The sequence below is a fragment of the Glaciecola punicea ACAM 611 genome, from assembly GCF_000252165.1.
Taxonomy (GTDB): domain Bacteria; phylum Pseudomonadota; class Gammaproteobacteria; order Enterobacterales; family Alteromonadaceae; genus Glaciecola; species Glaciecola punicea.
In genome coordinates this window covers 62,193-78,806 of the sequence record NZ_BAET01000030.1, presented here as the reverse complement: position 1 = coordinate 78,806, position 16,614 = coordinate 62,193, and the positions used below count along the sequence as shown (strand labels likewise).

Below are 16,614 nucleotides of genomic sequence, written 5' to 3'. Positions count from 1 at the left end.
ATACAATGTGAAGATCGCGGAGTCCTTAATCAAAAGCGTTTGTGGTATAATTAGAAGTATTAATTGTACATGTTTTGTTTCAGTAGCAAATAACTAAGACATTTTTAGATTAACCACTTAAAGGATATCATGTGAAATCTGTTCTCTTAATCGATGATGATCCCGAGTTTACACAAGTCGCAAGCCATATTATAGAATTTTTAGGGCATATTGTATCAGTTGCTGAGTCGGTAGAAGAAGCCAAGCAGTGGTTGCAAAATAATGAGTTTGATCACTTGTTAATAGACTTTATGCTACCAGACGGCAGTGGTTTGCATGTGTATGAAGCGCTTAAGAACAAAGCCAGAATGCCGCGCGTTACTTTTATAACCGGCAATCCACAAATTAAGTCGGCCATAAATCACATAGCCGGGCCTGGCGTAAATTATTTGATGAAACCCATTGAACGTGAAGACTTAGAGTCGGTGCTTACGCCAAAAAAACACGCCCGTACGAAAGCACCCATAAAAACAACATCAACACCGCCTAAAAATGCGCTTCCCAATTTACATTTTGGCTGCTTAATGGGCGAGTCTGCTTTAATGAAAACGCTGTATAAAATGATTGAGAGAGTCGCGCCTAGTCACGCCAACGTGATGCTAATGGGCGAAAGCGGTGTGGGTAAAGAGCTTGTAGCAGAAGCGATTCATAACGCAAGTTTGTCTCAAGGTGATTTAATTGCCACCAACTGCGGCGGTTTATCAAAAGAACTAATAGGCAGTGAACTGTTTGGTCATGAAAAAGGCGCGTTCACGGGCGCTATCGGTCAGAAAAAAGGCGTCTTTGAAAGGGCTAGCGGCGGCAGCCTTTTTTTAGACGAAGTTACCGAAATGCCCATAGATATGCAACCAAATCTGCTGCGTGTTCTTGAAACCAAGCGTGTAAACAGGGTAGGCGGCACGCAAGAAATTTTAGTTAACTGCCGAATTATTAGTGCTACAAACCGCACGCTTGATCAAATTGCAAACGAGCATATTTTACGTGAAGACATTTACTTTAGACTCGCCGTGTTTCCAATTGAAATACCGCCGCTGCGAAAAAGAAAAGATGATATATCGCTGTTGGCAAATGCTTTTTTAACGCAGTTAAACACCGAGCATAACGAGCACTTCGTGCTAAGCCCCGCTCAAATTGACATACTCACCAGCCACGATTGGCCAGGCAACGTGCGCGAGCTTAGGCATTCGCTCCACAGAGCGTTTATTATGAGTGAGCCTGGCAGCAAAACACTCGAACTCCCCAGTACATTCGACTCGCCCTTTTCTCAAAAAAGCCACAAACCGTCTGTAATGAGTGCGGGTAATACCATTGAAGAGGTCGAAAAATCGCTAATTTACGCCACCCTCGATGAAGTGGGCGGCAACAAAACCACCGCAGCAGAAATGCTCGGCATTTCCACTAAAACCTTGTATAACCGTTTGCACGCATATGGTGAAAAAATATGAACAGCCTACAGCAAAGAGTTCACGACATTCGTAAGCCTTTAAATACCATTAGTATGCAGGCAGAGCTGATCAAAATACTCAGCCACGCAAACGACACATCGCTAAAGGTTGAAGAAGCATCTAATAAAATCATATTTAGCGCCAAGCATTGCAGCGATCTACTTCAAGACTTGTATGAAGAGATAGAATGTTTAGCAGCAAAGCCATCAGCCTCCAGTAAAGACAGATAATAGACACGCATAATGGCGTTCTTATCGACCCACTCTACTCGCTCTTGGATTTTCATTTCAATGCTGCTGCTAGCGCTGGTAGCTATAAACACGTATATTAGCCAAGCTACCATTAGTAAATTAACCGCACTTCACAGCGAGATTGCACTGGCCACTAATACGGTTACTGCCTTAGAAGAAATGCACGGGAATGTATTAAAAGCGGAGTCGGGCCAGCGCGGTTATTTATTGAATCAAAACGAGGCTTACCTCAAACACTATAACGACGCCGTGACTAATTTACAGGCATCGCTTAGTCATTCGCAAACACAGCATTCAATCGTTCCTGCACAAGCAAGGCTTATCAGCTCGCTTAAAACCCTCATTCAAACAAAAGTAGACGAATTGAGCGCCACCGTTAGGATAGCCCAAAAAGGTGACTTCGCCCGAGCGGTAGCCATAGTGAATGCTGGCGATGGGCGCGAAAATTACGCGGAAATACATCGTTTGTTTGAAGAAATAAAATCGAATACAAACGCTATCGCTGCAGCGCAGGTGACAAAATTAGCCTTAATCACCAAAGAATCAGCGCGCAATCTGAGTGTGTTTTTTGCAACTAGTTTACTCTTGTTAATCGGCTTGTTCTTTTTAGCTAAGCTGAACATTAAAAATCAACGAACGCGAGAGCTTGAAATGGAAGCGCAAAACGACCGCTTGCAGCTAGCAGTAGATGAGCGCACAAAAGAGCTATCCTTATTTTCAGATGAACTTAGCCGCAGTAATCGAGAGCTTGAAGATTTTGCTTTTGTCGCCTCGCATGATCTACAAGAGCCGCTACGTAAAATTATGGCCTTTGGCGACAGACTTGAAACGCAGGCACAAAATTTGAGTGATAAACAGCGCGACTATTTGTATCGAATGCGCGGCGCGGCCAGTCGCATGAGCAGACTCATTAGCGATTTATTAGAATTTTCGCGCATAAGCACACGAGGTAAATCTTTCCAAACTGTTGCACTAAATGAGGTGTTACAAGACTGTGTGGATGACTTAAATGTCCTTATAGAAGAAACTGATGTCGTGATCGATATAGCGCCACTCCCTAGCATAAGCGCAGACCCAACCCAAATGCATCAGCTGCTTTTTAATTTACTTGCCAATGCTATAAAGTTTTCACAAACACGCTCATCGCCAATGGTCAGTATCAGCATAAAACCGGTAGCCCAACCCGCCTCAATTGAGGTTGAGGGCTTAAGCAACTGGGTATGTATCGCCGTAAGCGACAATGGCATAGGCTTTGACCAAGAGTATGCCCAAAAGATATTTGCCCCTTTTCAACGTCTGCACAGCCGTCAAGCTTTTAAAGGATCGGGCATCGGTCTAGCCATTTGCCGCCGTATCGTAGAACGCCACAATGGTGAGATAGCCGCCATTAGCGAAATTGACAAGGGCGCGGTATTTACAGTGACCTTGCCTATTAACAACTACTTGATTAGTATTAAGCAGTAACAGAGGAAGTGAAACATGAACCTGCCCACCACCCCACGAAGACCCTTTACCATTATTATGGCAGAAGATGACGAAGATGACAGATTGTTAGCGCAAGATGCCATGGAAGCATGCGGGTCCAAATACTTATGTCACACGGTGAATGATGGACAAGAATTGCTTGATTATTTGAGGTGTCAGGGCAAGTATATTTTAAATGATATCAGTGATTTACCCAGCGTTATTTTGCTTGACCTAAATATGCCCATTCTGGATGGTCGCGAAACACTTAAGCAGCTCAAGGAAGATACACTATTGTGCAGCATACCGGTTGTTATATTATCTACCAGCAGCGAAGAGGAAGACGTGAGTAAAAGCTACCGCTTAGGTGCGTCATCTTACATGATTAAGCCAAGCAAATTTAATTTACTCGTGGATATGATGAAATCTTTTAACAACTACTGGTTTGAGACCGCCACTATTCCGCACGTAGTAATAGATAAAGATAGTAAATAGCACGGGCGGGTAAAGTGAATAATATAAAATCGGTATTAATCATTGACGATGATCTCGACGACTTGTTTTTAATCGAAGAAAGGCTTAGAGAATTTGTGGCCACAGACTGCTACTTTGTCAGCAGTTCAGATAAGCAAGAGGCCATTAGTCTCTTAACCGAACGTGCGTTTGATCTGTGTATTTTAGACCATCGTTTAGCAGGCTACGAAGGCATTGAAATTTTAAACGCCGTGGCACAGGCTGAACTCGCTACGCCTATTATTATGCTAACTGGCCAAAATGATGATGAAGTTGCCAAGCAAGCTATTAAAAGCGGTGCGCAAGACTTTGTCATGAAATCGTCAATAGATGACGATATTTTTGAAAAATCGGTGCATTACGCAATATCTCGAAAAGAACTAGAGTTCGCGCGCTTATTTGCGCTAAAAAGTGAAGCTGAGAATGTGGCTAAAGACAAGTTTATTGCACATTTAAGCCACGAATTAAGAACACCGCTTACCTCCATATTAGGCTACACTTCTCTGCTGCTCGAAAAAGAAGACACTTCCTCATATCAAAAAGAACTTAAGATTATCTCTAATAACGGTAAGCATTTATTAAGCTTGCTGAACGATGTATTAGACTTATCAAAAATAGCGGTCGACAAGTTTGAACTTAAAGAAGAACCAACTGACTTTCAAGAGCTGCTTATAGAAGTGAATTCATTACTGTCGGTCAGTGCCTTAGACAAGGGCTTATTTTTAGCGTTTGACAGTAGCACAATGCTGCCTAGACTGATCACCTTAGACGGCGTTCGCTTTAAACAAGCATTGGTTAATTTAGTAGGCAATGCGATTAAGTTTACTGATCGCGGTGGTGTTACTGTCACCGCTGGTTTAATACAGGAAGAGGAAGAAACGCAACTGAGTATTGAGATAAACGATACTGGGATTGGCATAGCCGAAGATAAAATAAAGGGTATTTTCACGCCTTTTAAACAACTTGAAGACGTAGCAGATCGCAAAGCAGGCGGTGCCGGTTTGGGTTTGTCAATTACCGCCGAAATAGTTAAAAAAATGGGAGGGGAACTCATTATTGAGTCAAGGCCTGCTGCAGGCTCTTTGTTTACCCTTAAAATGCCGTGCAATGGAATGTCGCCTGAACGCATAAAATATAATTTTAATCTATCCTACGATAATCAAGACTCGCTCAAAACACCTCGGTATACGGGTCATGTCCTTGTTGTTGACGACGTGTTTGAAATTAGGCAATTAGCTGGCTACTTCATCAAGGAAACGGGGGTGCAGGTAGAGTTTGCCAATAACGGCGAACAAGCGCTATCTAAGGTGGCCCAAGCAGAGCAAAACAATAAGCCTATTGATGTTATTTTTATGGATCTGCATATGCCTGTTCTGACGGGGAAAGAGACGGTAAAGGCCCTGCGAGAAAAAGGCAACACCTGCTGTATTGTCGCTATGACGGCCGCTATTAGCAAAGGTTTACACAATGAATTATTGCAAGACGGCTTTGATCATCTCATTGCCAAGCCCTTAGATAAGCAAGAGTTATGGGAAATGCTGAAACAGGTGCTTCCTAGTGGATGTTCACGCGCACATCACAATAAAACGGCCATACACTCACCTAATTCCCCCTTAGAGCTTATCCATTTGGTAGAAGACGATCCTGACAGCGCAGCGGTAATGCAAATGCTGCTTGAACAGCTAGGCTATGCGGTAGTTCACTCAAGTACGGCGCTTCAAGCCATTGCAAATAGCCAAGCAAACTCGCAAATATCGCATCATTTGCTCGACTTAGGACTGCCCGATCTGCAGGGAGAAGCCTTTATACGTAAGTTTTTTGAACGGACTGTGCTAGGCAAGGTCACCATTTTAAGCGGCAGCCAACCTGACCATCACATGCTGGAACACTTTCCCATTGCAGGTCATTTAATTAAGCCTATTAGCAAAAAAACTTTGCAGCAGTGGCTAGTGAATAACAATCGTCGTTAGCGTAAAATCGTGAAGCGCCTCCCGCATTAGCAAACAAGACAATATTTCAACCCACGGATAAAACACGACACTATGGATTCATTAACCCAAATTGCCTTAGGTGGCGCCGTTGGTTATGCGGTATTAGGCAGTAAAGTAGGCCGCAAAGCGATACTTTGGGGAGCTGCGCTTGGAACGCTACCTGACCTTGACGTATTTTTGCCCTATGCAGGTGAAGTTGAGGCCTTCACTTATCATCGAGGCTTTAGCCATTCTATATTAATGCACCTTCTTGTGAGCCCGATAATTGTGTGGCTCATATTGAAAGTGCATACTCACACTACTGTCTATAAAAAAGGCTGGTTTTGGCTGGTGTTTTTAACCTTGAGCACACATGCTGTCTTAGACAGTCTAACGGTTTACGGTACGCAGCTGCTGTGGCCTCTTACTGAATATCCGTTTGGGGTTTCAAATCTTTTTATTATTGATCCTTTATACACCCTACCCTTGCTGTTTTGTCTTACTATTGCCGCTACACCCAAAATCAGTCACGCCAACGCTAGTCGTGTAAATGCTGTTGGTCTTATTGTAAGCACTCTGTACATAGCTTGGTCGCTAGGGGCTAAAGTTTATATCGACAAAAAGGTAGAAGCCGCTTTGGTGGAGCAGGGTAAAAGTAGCACCCACTTTATGAGCACGCCCGCGCCCCTGACCACATTTTTATGGCGCATAGTGGCTATGTCTAATAATCAATACTACGAAGGTTATGCCTCTATTTTTGATAGCCCAAGCGAAGTAAGCTTTACGACTTTTGCAACAGACCCAGACCTACTCAAAAACATTGACAATGAATGGGGCGTGCAGCGTTTGCGTTGGTTTACAAAAGGGTTTTATGCGATTAAACAAAATGGCAATAACGTGGTACTACAAGATTTACGAATGGGCGCTGAATGTGGCTATGTGTTTAATTTTGCGGTCGGAGAATATGTAGAAGGCACGGTGGTAGCAGGCAACTATGAAAAGATCTCTATGCGTCCAGATCTTGGTCAAATAACATCTATATGGGATAGAATATGGGACCCTTCGGTGCCCCTGTCACCCACGCTTATAAACGGTAAATGCCCAATCTTAGCGGCTAAATAAGCACTTGCTTGCGCCCATTTTGCTTAGCCTTTTATCGGTTTTTTGTAAAATACTTTACATGCGGTGAGAAATAAGGCTTATTTACTGACGGATATTTTTGTAAGTAGTCGACACGTGAGCTTACTATTGCTATATCGCCAAATTATGGGTAATCATAAGGATTAATGTGAGTAGTAAAATTTGCATGTAATCAAAGCGTCAACACACAATATACACTATACTTAAGCCATGAAGTAACATTACAAAGGTCACAATATGAGCACAGCTTCTTTATTCCCACATTTATTACGCCCGTTAGATTTAGGTTTCACCACTTTAAAGAATAGAGCAATAATGGGCTCTATGCATGTGGGCCTAGAGGAAGAAAAAGGCGGCTTTGATAAATTAGCGGCTTTTTATGCTGAGCGCGCTAAAGGCGGCGTTGCACTTATTGTAACTGGCGGTATCGCACCGAATATAGCAGGCTGGTTAGCACCATTGGCAGGGCGCATGAGCAGCCCCCGGCACGCCAAAAAACATAGGGTAATAACCGATGCTGTACATAAAGAAGGCGGCAAAATTTGCATGCAAATACTGCATTCCGGTCGCTACGGCTACCATCCCTTTGCAGTGTCGGCGTCTAATGTACAGTCGCCTATTTCACCGTTTAAGCCCAAAGCACTTTCAAAGCGCGGCATAAAGAGCACCATAAGTGATTACGTCGATTCCGCCAACTATGCCAAACAAGCGGGCTACGACGGCGTTGAAATTATGGGCTCAGAAGGCTATTTAATTAACCAGTTCTTCTGCCAGCGCACCAACCAAAGAGACGACGAATGGGGTGGCAGTTTAGAAAACCGAGCAAGATTAGCCATTGAAGTGGTCACCCAAACCCGTCAAAAAGTAGGCCCTGAATTCATCATTATTTATCGCTTGTCTATGCTCGACCTAGTAGAAGGCGGCGCGCCATGGGATGACGTGGTTTACCTTGCCAAACAAATTGAAAAAGCCGGTGCAAGCATCATCAACACCGGCATTGGCTGGCATGAATCTAGAGTGCCTACCATTGCCACGTCGACCCCGCGTGCGGCCTTTACGTGGATCACCCAGCGTATGAAAAAGGAAGTGTCCATACCGCTTATTACCAGTAACCGCATTAATACCCCCGAAGTAGCCGAACAGGTGCTTGCTGATAACCACGCCGACATGGTGTCTATGGCCAGACCATTTTTAGCCGACCCTAACTTTATGGCTAAAGCCATGCGCAACGAATCTGGCTTAATTAACACCTGCATAGCCTGTAACCAAGCGTGTTTAGACCACGGCTTTGAACGCAAGCGGGCAAGCTGCTTGGTAAATCCGCAGGCATGCTATGAAACAGAACTTATTTTTAAAGCGGTGGCCAGTCCTAAAAAATTAGCGGTAGTAGGCGCAGGCCCTGCAGGACTTGCATTTGCCACCTACGCAGCAGATCGCGGCCATAAAGTGCACTTGTATGAACAATCTAGCGAAATAGGCGGCCAGTTTAACTATGCTAAACAAATACCCGGCAAAGAAGAGTTTTACGAAACCTTAAGATACTACGCTAATCAAATAAAACGCACGGGCATTAGTCTGCATTTAAACACCAAGGTAGACGCCGCCTTATTGAAAAAAGAAGGTTTTGATGAAGTCATTATGGCCACCGGCATTACCCCACGCGAACTTGACATTGAAGGCGCCGATCACAAAATGGTTATGAGCTACATTGATGTATTAAGAGACCACAAGCCAGTGGGTAAGAGGGTCGCGGTTATTGGCGCAGGGGGTATAGGCTTTGACGTATCAGAGTTTTTGGTGGAGACTCAAGACTTAACCGTTAACCTCGATAAATGGCTAGACCATTGGGGAATTGACAAAGAATATAAACAGCCCGGCGCGCTGAGCCCCAAAGAACCCATTAAGGGCGGCCGACAAGTCTTTTTACTGCAGCGTAAAACCACTAAAGTGGGTAAAGGCTTAGGCAAAACCACCGGCTGGATCCACCGCTCGTCACTCGCCAATCATAAAGTACAAATGATGAACGGCGTAAGCTACAACAAAATAGACGACGAAGGCCTGCATATAACCATAGCAGGCAAACCAATGCTGCTCGCTGTAGACAACGTTATTGTATGCGCTGGCCAAATTCCGTTTAGAACCCTAGAAGCGAGCTTACTTGAAGCCGGCTTAAAAGTGCACGTTATCGGCGGCGCCGACGTTGCCGCCGAGCTAGACGCTAAGCGCGCTATACGCCAAGGCGCAGAACTCGCCGCTGCTATTTAAACGTAGCGCGAAAAGCATGATCTAAGTCAGCTATTAAATCATCAGGATGCTCCAAGCCGATAGATAAGCGAATAAGACCGTGAGTTATGCCAAATTTATCGCGTAAATCAGCCGCTACTCCAGAATGGGTAGTACTGCTTGGATGGCAAACAAGGCTTTCACTGCCGCCTAAACTAACCGCCGATTTGAAAATAGATAAGTTGTTAATTAAGCGAAAGGCGCTTGCTTTTGGCACATCCAGTACAAAAGAAAACGTTGAGCTAGGGCCACTACACTGGCGTTTATATACCGCTTGATACCGTTCGTTTTGAATAAAATCAGGGTGCAATACTTTTGCTGGCATGTAGGGGTTAGTGGCTAGCCACTGAGCTACCTTATGTCCGCTGCTAGCCGCTCTTTCCATGCGTATACTTAAGGTTTCAAGTGAACGAGAAATCATCCAGCTTGTGTGCGGATCAAGGTTTAGCCCCAAGGTGCCACGCGTAGCGCGTACTGGGCGTAGCATATCACGGCTGCCGCATACCGCGCCTGCCACTAAGTCGCTATGACCGCCTACGTATTTAGTCAGTGAATACATGGCTATGTCGATGCCTTGTGGCACAACCTGCTGGAAGACCGGTCCCATAAGCGTGTTATCGCACACACTAATTGGCCTATGACCTGCTTCTTTTTCAATAATATCAAGTACGCGATTTAGCGCAGCTAAATCCACAAGGGAATTTGTTGGATTGGCAGGGGATTCAACAAACACCATCGCCACGCGCCCTTTTTCACCTGCAGCACGCAGTGAAGCAAGCATGCCTGACTCATCTAAACCGTCATGAAATTCAGCCGTTTTAATGTCGAACTGCGGTAGAAACTTTCGAATAATCGTTTCGGTACCGCCGTAAAGAGGCGCGCTTTGCACAATAACATCGCTTGGGCGCAAATAGGCAAGCAATATAGCGCTTATAGCACCCATGCCGCTAGAGCACACAACAGAGCATTCGCTGCCTTCAAACAAAGACAAACGATCTTCAATAATTTCAACGTTTGGGTGATTAAAGCGGCTATAAATAAGGCCACCTACACTGCCCGCTGGTGCAGGCTTTCTGCCAGCCATAATATCAAAGAACTCTTCGCCTTCTTCAGGCGTTTGATACGCAAAAGTCGAGGTTAAAAATACAGGCGGCTTAACAGAACCTTCAGACAGCTGTGGATTATAGCCGTACGACATCATCATTGTTTCTGGCTTTAGTGCGTGATCACCAATTTTGCTTTTTTTATAATTATTGTCGTTAGCCATTGTCTGCTCTTTTAGCTGTGACAGTGGCCTAAGCCGCTGCCAGTTTAGTTTTTATAAAGTCGCTATGCCTAATGTATAACAGGTCGGCGGCTTTTCGAATAATGCTATCTTCATATTTATCTAAGTCACCATCGGCATAGGCGACTTTCCACATTAAGCTAATTAGGTTTACTCGCTGCTCGTATTCGTAATGCTCATTTATTAATGAGGTTAACGGGTGCATAGAGGTGTTTTCTTCTGTTTTGGCTTCACTGTACTCTACCAGTTCGGCCACTTCAGTTTCAGTCAAATTGAATAAAGACCTTAGTAAGTCAATAACCCTGTTTTTTTCACTTGAGGCTAAGTCGAAATCGGCTCTGCACACCTCCATTAATAGCATCGCACTTGCTCTCTGTAAGGCCTTGGTGGGGTCTATTTTATCTTTTACTTGGAGTTCGGCAGTAAAAAAGTCTTTTAATTTTCTTAGCATAGTATTCCTTACAAATTAGACAAGGTCGCAGTAGGCATACAAAGTGTCGGTGCTGCAGACTTATATTATGTTTAGTACGATAATTTATGATTTTGGTTTGTTACTCACTATTATTTACTTCTTTTCTCCTTTGTTCATCTCTTTTCACCTCTACTCACGTTTCGCGTCACCATGTTATTTTCCACATTAATATTTTTTACACGTTTATTTAAACGCTAGCTTAACACTAACCGGGCAGTGGTCAGAGCCGTGAATATCATCATATATCTCAGCATCGCTAATATTTGCGGCTAATGCACTAGACACCAAAAAATAATCTATTCTCCAGCCAACGTTACGCTCTCTCGCTCCTGCCCTATAGCTCCACCAACTGTATTTAACGGTATCAGGGTGCACATGTCGAAATGAATCAATAAAGCCTGCGGCAATAAGATTGTCTATGCCGTCTATTTCTTGTTGGGTGTAGCCTGCACTTTTATTGTAATTTGGCTTAGGTCTGGCCAAATCTAGGTCTTTATGCGCTGCATTTAAGTCTCCACAAATCACCACCGGCTTTTTCGCCTCAAGCGCTTTTATATAGGTTAAGAAGTCTGCATCCCACTGCCCGCGATACCCTAGGCGCTTCAACTCACTGCCTGAATTAGGCGTGTATACTGTGACCAGATAAAAATCAGAAAACTCGGCGCAAAGCACTCGCCCTTCTTGATCATGCTCAGATATGCCGATATCTTTCGTGACATCTATGGGTTCTACGCGGGTAATAACACTAGTGCCAGAGTAGCCTTTTTTCACCGCTGAATTGGTGAAAATATGGTAGCCATGCAAATCACACAGTGCTTCAATGACCTGTTCGTCTTGTGCTTTAGTTTCTTGTAGGCACAGTACGTCGCAATCCATCGCGGCAAGCGATTGTAAAAAATCTTTTTTCACTGCAGCTCGAATGCCGTTAACGTTCCAAGATACTAGTTTCATTTAATTCTCCAAATATGCTATTTGTTACTTACTATGGTGCTTATGCTTAACCAGTATTGTATAGATTGGTGAGCTAATGCCAAGCCTTGCTATTACTATATAGCTCACATCCATATACTTTGATGCTTTATAAGCATTTTTTGTAAATTTTGTTAACGCGGTGATTTACTTCAAAAGTGCAATGCTTTATTGTCAAATGACGAAGCCAATCAATGCAATCTGCTAATTCCTAACAATGCCAAAAGCTCATACTCGTCTACCAAACTCTCATATCACCGTTGCTCAATATGCGTCGGATCTAGGTCTTAACGTGCCTGTTTATCGAATTTGTGACCCTCAGCATGGCTTTAACGCTTATATTCAAAGCTTTATTCATAAGGTTGAGGTATAGCAAATGGCTAAAGCTAAGGTAGCCTTTTCAAAAGAGTATTTAGTCGTCGCGCAAAATGCATCAGGGCGAGACTTAAATGTACCGGTTTATAAATTTAAAAGTAACTTGCCTGGACCCAAAGTATACCTTCAAAGTTCCATTCACGGCGCTGAAGTACAGGGGAATATTGTACTGTTTCACTTGTTAAAACACTTGCAAGGAGCTGATCTTAGAGGGGAAATCACGCTTGTTCCCAACTGCAACCCAGTAGGAAGTAACCTTAAATCGGGAGAGTATACCTTAGGCCGATTTGATCCAGTTAACGGTCAAAACTGGAATCGCGCCTACCACTACGACAAAGATTTAATAGCGCAGTACGCAAACAGTATTAATCCAGACAGTGATATTGATAAAATCAAAACTGAGTACCGCAGCAAACTAAAGGTGTCAATTGAGAAGAAACTTAACAATATTTGGGGTTTAGGGCTTGCTGAGTGCTTGAACTTAAAGCTCCAAAAAATGGCACTTGAAGCAGATATTGTGCTTGATCTTCATAATGGTCCTGTATCAACCAGGCATATTTACGTGCCTGAATACGCTCAACATTCCGCGAAGTTCTTCAATATTCCAAATGTTATTCTGATCCCAAATGTCTTTTCTGGTGCCTTAGATGAGGCAACGTTTTGCCCTTGGTGGTCTTTGAAAAACGCGCTGCAAGAAAAGTTCCCAGAAAAAGAGTGGGACTTTGGTGTAGAAGCTTTTACAGTTGAAATGGGATCTCAAGAGGTCATCGAATTTGAAGCAGGCGTTGCAGATTCTATCAGTATACTAACGTACCTATCCCATAAAAAATGCTTTGTAACAAAGCAGTATTCACCAAAGGAAATGATTAGGCGCGCAGTTTACCTGAAAGACTACAAAGTAATGTTTAGTCAGTTTGGTGGTATGGTTGAATATGTGGCAAAACCCGGCACGGTTGTCGAAAAAGGGGGGGTTTTGGCAAGAGTACTTAATATTGATGAACTCGATAATGAAAAAGCAACGTTTGAGGTTATTGCACCTTGCGATTTGATACCTATTCTTCACTTCCCGTCTGCCAGCGTTTTCGGCGGTACACAGCTTTATAAGTGCTTTACAAATTACTTTGAGCTGTAGAAGGCTATACCCCGCATTTTTTTTCTTATCGTTATTATTATTTTGAGCACTGAAAATACTTATAGCGCATTTAAGTATGGGCCCTAATTTATGTGAAAAGCCTTTCAATTATCAAGTAAACAAAGACAGCACCAATAAGCAAAGATAAGTAATACTGATTGTTGATGCCGCTGCGATTGAGAACGCATCAAGTCCGCAATCGCAAAATAGGCGGCTACACTACAGTGACTTATAAAGATGGATTAATAAAGAATTTTTCGCCGGTTTTCTTTGCATTATAACGAGTGATATTCTTAGGTTTCATGGCGTCAATGAGTGAAATTTCATTACTAAATTCAAGCGCAAAGGTTGTATTTATCTCATCGGCAACTCGTTTATGCAAGGCCAATACGTCTTTAACTTCTAGTGAACCTAAGAAGCGCATCAGCAGCCATCCGCCTATATTCCAAGTCATACCGTAGGCGCGATTTAATACCGTGGGGGTAAAATCTAAATTACCATAAACGTATATTTGCTTATTTTCGGCAGAGCCATAGGTGTTAAAGCCGGTAGCGTCTTTGCTGCCTACGGCTTCCATTGCACTAAGAATATCGCTGACGAGGTTGCCGCCGCCAATTGCGTCAAATGCCAGTGTTGCTCCGGTTTCCTTTATGGCCTTATATAGGTCTTTTTTGAAACTTTCGCTGGTAGAATTGAGCACATATTTAGCGCCTAAATCACTGAGCATATCTACCTGCTCTTGTTTGCGCACAATGTTAACTAAGCTGATGCCTTGCGCAATACAAATTTTATTTAGCATAACACCTAAGCTTGAAGCGGCAGCGGTGTGCACAAGCGCGGTATGCCCTTCACGGCACATTGTTTCAACCATACACAAAGCGGTGAGCGGATTAACAAAAGAAGAGGCTGCTTGGCGAGCGCTCGTACCCTCATTGTGCACAATACATGCCTGCACAGGCACGCAACAATGTTGCGTATACGTTGCGCCTGTAAGTACGCCAACCGTTTTGCCCATAAGCGCTTGTGCTTGTGGGCTGTCACCGGCCGCAACAACGGTACCTGCACCTTCATTCCCGATGGGCAACTTTTGATCTACGCGCGACCGTATACGGGACAGAATACCGGGGTGCACCGGCGCACTAAGCTTATTGCTGCTGGCATCAAACGTGGCATCTGCCAGATTAGCTGGGCCAAACATAGGCCACATATCAGAGGGATTAATAGGCGCAGCTTCAATTTTAACAATCACTTCATGCGGTTTTGGCGCGGGTACATCTACCTCGTCAAGTGAAATGGTTAAGAACGCATCAGATGAAATATGGGTAAACAGTTGCTTAGTAGTGGTCATTTTTTTCTCGCAAATTAAGGGATTGATAGTAACTAGCGTTGTCATTATGCATAAAATAACATGTCGTTTACATGCTTACTAGTTATGCCTTTTGTGTTTGCTAAGTCAACCTGACCTTGAGAGATTTTCCTAGTTATACTTTGTGCTTGCTAAGTGGACCTGATCCATTAGCTTTCTGCCATTGAAGAATAAGACAGCTCTATTTAAAAACACGAAATGTCAATGCTTTATACTTAGGTGTTTCTTAGGTGTTTCTTAATAACAGACCTTAAAATTAACACCGAAATAAGCGTCAGACTAAGGGCTCTTCTAGGCTGCCCGTCTTTATTTGCATTGTTACGTGCGTTTGTGTATATCAGACCTGTGCCCTACTCTTATGCACAAAACCGTCAGTTCTTGATGCTTAATCTCATACACAATACAATAAAATCCTTGACGTATGCGGTATAATTCATTGCCGTTGAGTTTGATTGCACCAACCCGCCTTGGATCTTCAGCAAGACTAGCGATCTTTGCGATTATTTTAATAACATCCGATTTAGGTAATGACTTTAAATCCTTTGCGACTGATTTTTTAAACGTTATTCTATAATTTGCCTAATTGGCACCAAAGTAACGAACAGAATAAATATAATAGAGCTGATACTGAATAGAAGCGAAGACAAATCCAATCTAAAACTTAGCTGTGAAGATCTAACAGGGATGTATTGCCTATTTTCTGGGAAAAAAATAATCCCGAAACGCGCTCCATAGCTTGACTATTAGGATGACAACAATAATATCGATTGGACTCGCCTTTGATGGTCTGTTTACCAGCGTATAGCTGGCTTCAAGGTAATATTTACACCTGCTGCCTTTACCTGTTAAAAGCCAAGCTTAAGATTGACTCAATATTTACGACCAATCAGAGCACAACTGCATACTTAATTTTAGCTTATTTGGTATCGCAGCAAGTGGCTAGATTAATATCAAAGCAGCAAAAAATGCCGCCAACTGCAGTGTATTTATGGCAACCGTAGCCCTGTGCAGTAAATTAAATCTCGACTTTTGATTCGCATCAGACGCTGTATTTGCCTTAGGCATAAGGAGTTGACGTGAGATTATAAATCCGAGTAAAGACACGCCTGCTATAATCGCTTGAACATTGTCACCCACGAATAAACAAATGATCAGGTATGCTAGGCTAAGTGCAGCAAAGTACAGGTAGTAGAAGGGAAAAAAAGCACGAATAAACGGCCTAGCAATATCTATTTTCAGCTTGATAAAGATTAAGGGTGCAAATAGAATTTGGAATGTCACCATGCCGCCAAATATGACGGATAATAACACTAGCTGAAGTGCGTCAAGCATGGATTAAGCCTTATGATGTAAAATTCGCATAGATAATAGGATACGCGCCTTGGTCAATCTGGTTCAGAACCGATTATGCTTTGGATAGACTATTCAAAGATTTAAACGAGTTAAGCATAGTCAGGCTTTAGACTCCTTATTCGTATAAGCCATAAATTTCGCCTGTTAGCGCTGCAAGCCCTAGGCTTATTCACAAGTAACGTTTTGCACATGTATAGTTTTGAAGTTCTACTTGTTTTCTCGCCGCATACAGCCAAGAAGGATTATCTTCATTAGTTAATTCTATTTTCTGCATTAAGCCATCGGCTCTTTGTGTATCGCCTTCTTTAAATAGAATAGAGGCGAAATTTTCTAGTACCGTATACGACAAAATGTTGTTTTTATCTAGAAATTCATAAATCTCAAAGGTTTTCTCAGGATGACCCTTGCGCTTATATAATATGGCCAACAAATTCACTATTTTATGCGATTTATGCTATGGTTAATTGCTAGGCAAAATAAAAATATGACCGCAAATGGTAACCACCTTGGTACTAATTAAATAGCTGACCAGACTGTCTATAGTGCGAAACAAGTTA

General features: G+C 43.0%; 15 protein-coding genes. 8 read left to right on the top strand and 7 right to left on the bottom strand.

The annotated features are described in order from the left end of the window. Positions 1–131: 131 nt before the first annotated feature. From GPUN_RS11275 to GPUN_RS11245, 7 genes are all read left to right on the top strand, one after another. Positions 132–1,484, top strand: coding sequence for a sigma-54-dependent transcriptional regulator (locus GPUN_RS11275; protein WP_006006792.1), 1,353 nt, complete (start codon positions 132–134; stop codon positions 1,482–1,484). Beyond that, the gene (locus GPUN_RS11270; RefSeq protein ID WP_006006790.1) at positions 1,481–1,714 is read left to right on the top strand and encodes a histidine kinase dimerization/phospho-acceptor domain-containing protein; all 234 of its coding nucleotides are present in this window, start codon (positions 1,481–1,483) and stop codon (positions 1,712–1,714) included. The genes GPUN_RS11275 and GPUN_RS11270 overlap by 4 nt, the downstream gene beginning before the upstream one ends. A gap of 12 nt (positions 1,715–1,726) precedes the next feature. Next, the gene (locus tag GPUN_RS11265) at positions 1,727–3,199 is read left to right on the top strand and encodes a sensor histidine kinase (protein ID WP_040521004.1); all 1,473 of its coding nucleotides are present in this window, start codon (positions 1,727–1,729) and stop codon (positions 3,197–3,199) included. A 21-nt stretch (positions 3,200–3,220) separates the two neighbouring features. Beyond that, positions 3,221–3,694 (top strand): response regulator, encoded by a 474-nt coding sequence (locus GPUN_RS11260; protein WP_040521030.1) that lies wholly within the window; start codon positions 3,221–3,223, stop codon positions 3,692–3,694. Between the two features lie 14 nt (positions 3,695–3,708). Then, positions 3,709–5,682 (top strand): response regulator, encoded by a 1,974-nt coding sequence (locus GPUN_RS11255; RefSeq protein WP_006006782.1) that lies wholly within the window; start codon positions 3,709–3,711, stop codon positions 5,680–5,682. Positions 5,683–5,754: 72 nt separating this feature from the next. Further along, a complete protein-coding gene (locus tag GPUN_RS11250; protein WP_006006780.1) occupies positions 5,755–6,804 on the top strand; it encodes a metal-dependent hydrolase in 1,050 nt (349 codons plus the stop codon). Positions 6,805–7,059: 255 nt separating this feature from the next. After that, entirely contained in the window at positions 7,060–9,087 is a 2,028-nt protein-coding gene (locus GPUN_RS11245) for an NADPH-dependent 2,4-dienoyl-CoA reductase (RefSeq protein WP_006006778.1), read from the top strand. Here GPUN_RS11245 and GPUN_RS11240 read toward each other — a convergent pair. The 3 genes from GPUN_RS11240 to GPUN_RS11230 form a co-directional block, all read right to left on the bottom strand. Further along, on the bottom strand, positions 9,080–10,372 hold the full coding sequence (locus GPUN_RS11240; protein WP_006006775.1) for a cystathionine gamma-synthase family protein: 1,293 nt from the start codon (positions 10,370–10,372) through the stop codon (positions 9,080–9,082). The two genes, GPUN_RS11245 and GPUN_RS11240, sit on opposite strands and share 8 nt — an antisense overlap. Before the next feature lie 28 nt (positions 10,373–10,400). Then, on the bottom strand, positions 10,401–10,841 hold the full coding sequence (locus tag GPUN_RS11235) for a tellurite resistance TerB family protein (protein WP_006006772.1): 441 nt from the start codon (positions 10,839–10,841) through the stop codon (positions 10,401–10,403). 204 nt (positions 10,842–11,045) lie between these two features. Beyond that, positions 11,046–11,813, bottom strand: coding sequence for an exodeoxyribonuclease III (locus GPUN_RS11230; protein WP_006006770.1), 768 nt, complete (start codon positions 11,811–11,813; stop codon positions 11,046–11,048). A gap of 394 nt (positions 11,814–12,207) precedes the next feature. On the opposite strand from GPUN_RS11230, the gene GPUN_RS11225 reads away from it, so the two are divergent. After that, the gene (locus GPUN_RS11225; protein WP_006006766.1) at positions 12,208–13,338 is read left to right on the top strand and encodes a M14 family metallopeptidase; all 1,131 of its coding nucleotides are present in this window, start codon (positions 12,208–12,210) and stop codon (positions 13,336–13,338) included. 229 nt (positions 13,339–13,567) lie between these two features. Here GPUN_RS11225 and GPUN_RS11220 read toward each other — a convergent pair whose 3' ends face one another. From GPUN_RS11220 to GPUN_RS11210, 4 genes are all read right to left on the bottom strand, one after another. Further along, positions 13,568–14,686 carry a zinc-binding dehydrogenase gene (locus tag GPUN_RS11220; RefSeq protein ID WP_040521028.1) on the bottom strand — a complete coding sequence of 373 codons (1,119 nt, stop codon included), beginning with the start codon at positions 14,684–14,686 and terminating at the stop codon, positions 13,568–13,570. Between the two features lie 336 nt (positions 14,687–15,022). Then, positions 15,023–15,271: a type II toxin-antitoxin system RelE family toxin gene (locus GPUN_RS14020; RefSeq protein ID WP_081483955.1), complete on the bottom strand. Its 249-nt coding sequence runs from the start codon at positions 15,269–15,271 to the stop codon at positions 15,023–15,025. Between the two features lie 372 nt (positions 15,272–15,643). After that, complete coding sequence (locus GPUN_RS11215; protein ID WP_006006763.1) at positions 15,644–16,036, bottom strand: DUF4149 domain-containing protein; 393 nt, start codon at positions 16,034–16,036, stop codon at positions 15,644–15,646. Between the two features lie 190 nt (positions 16,037–16,226). After that, positions 16,227–16,484 (bottom strand): hypothetical protein, encoded by a 258-nt coding sequence (locus GPUN_RS11210; protein ID WP_006006760.1) that lies wholly within the window; start codon positions 16,482–16,484, stop codon positions 16,227–16,229. Positions 16,485–16,614: the final 130 nt, after the last annotated feature.

Coding starts and splice junctions, on each gene's coding strand:
- GPUN_RS11245 (WP_006006778.1), top strand. CDS start 7,060: ATGAGCACAGCTTCTTTATTCCCACATTTATTACGCCCGTTAGATTTA.
- GPUN_RS11225 (WP_006006766.1), top strand. CDS start 12,208: ATGGCTAAAGCTAAGGTAGCCTTTTCAAAAGAGTATTTAGTCGTCGCG.
- GPUN_RS11230 (WP_006006770.1), bottom strand. CDS start 11,813: ATGAAACTAGTATCTTGGAACGTTAACGGCATTCGAGCTGCAGTGAAA.
- GPUN_RS11270 (WP_006006790.1), top strand. CDS start 1,481: ATGAACAGCCTACAGCAAAGAGTTCACGACATTCGTAAGCCTTTAAAT.
- GPUN_RS11235 (WP_006006772.1), bottom strand. CDS start 10,841: ATGCTAAGAAAATTAAAAGACTTTTTTACTGCCGAACTCCAAGTAAAA.
- GPUN_RS11265 (WP_040521004.1), top strand. CDS start 1,727: ATGGCGTTCTTATCGACCCACTCTACTCGCTCTTGGATTTTCATTTCA.
- GPUN_RS11215 (WP_006006763.1), bottom strand. CDS start 16,036: ATGCTTGACGCACTTCAGCTAGTGTTATTATCCGTCATATTTGGCGGC.
- GPUN_RS11240 (WP_006006775.1), bottom strand. CDS start 10,372: ATGGCTAACGACAATAATTATAAAAAAAGCAAAATTGGTGATCACGCA.
- GPUN_RS11250 (WP_006006780.1), top strand. CDS start 5,755: ATGGATTCATTAACCCAAATTGCCTTAGGTGGCGCCGTTGGTTATGCG.
- GPUN_RS11220 (WP_040521028.1), bottom strand. CDS start 14,686: ATGACCACTACTAAGCAACTGTTTACCCATATTTCATCTGATGCGTTC.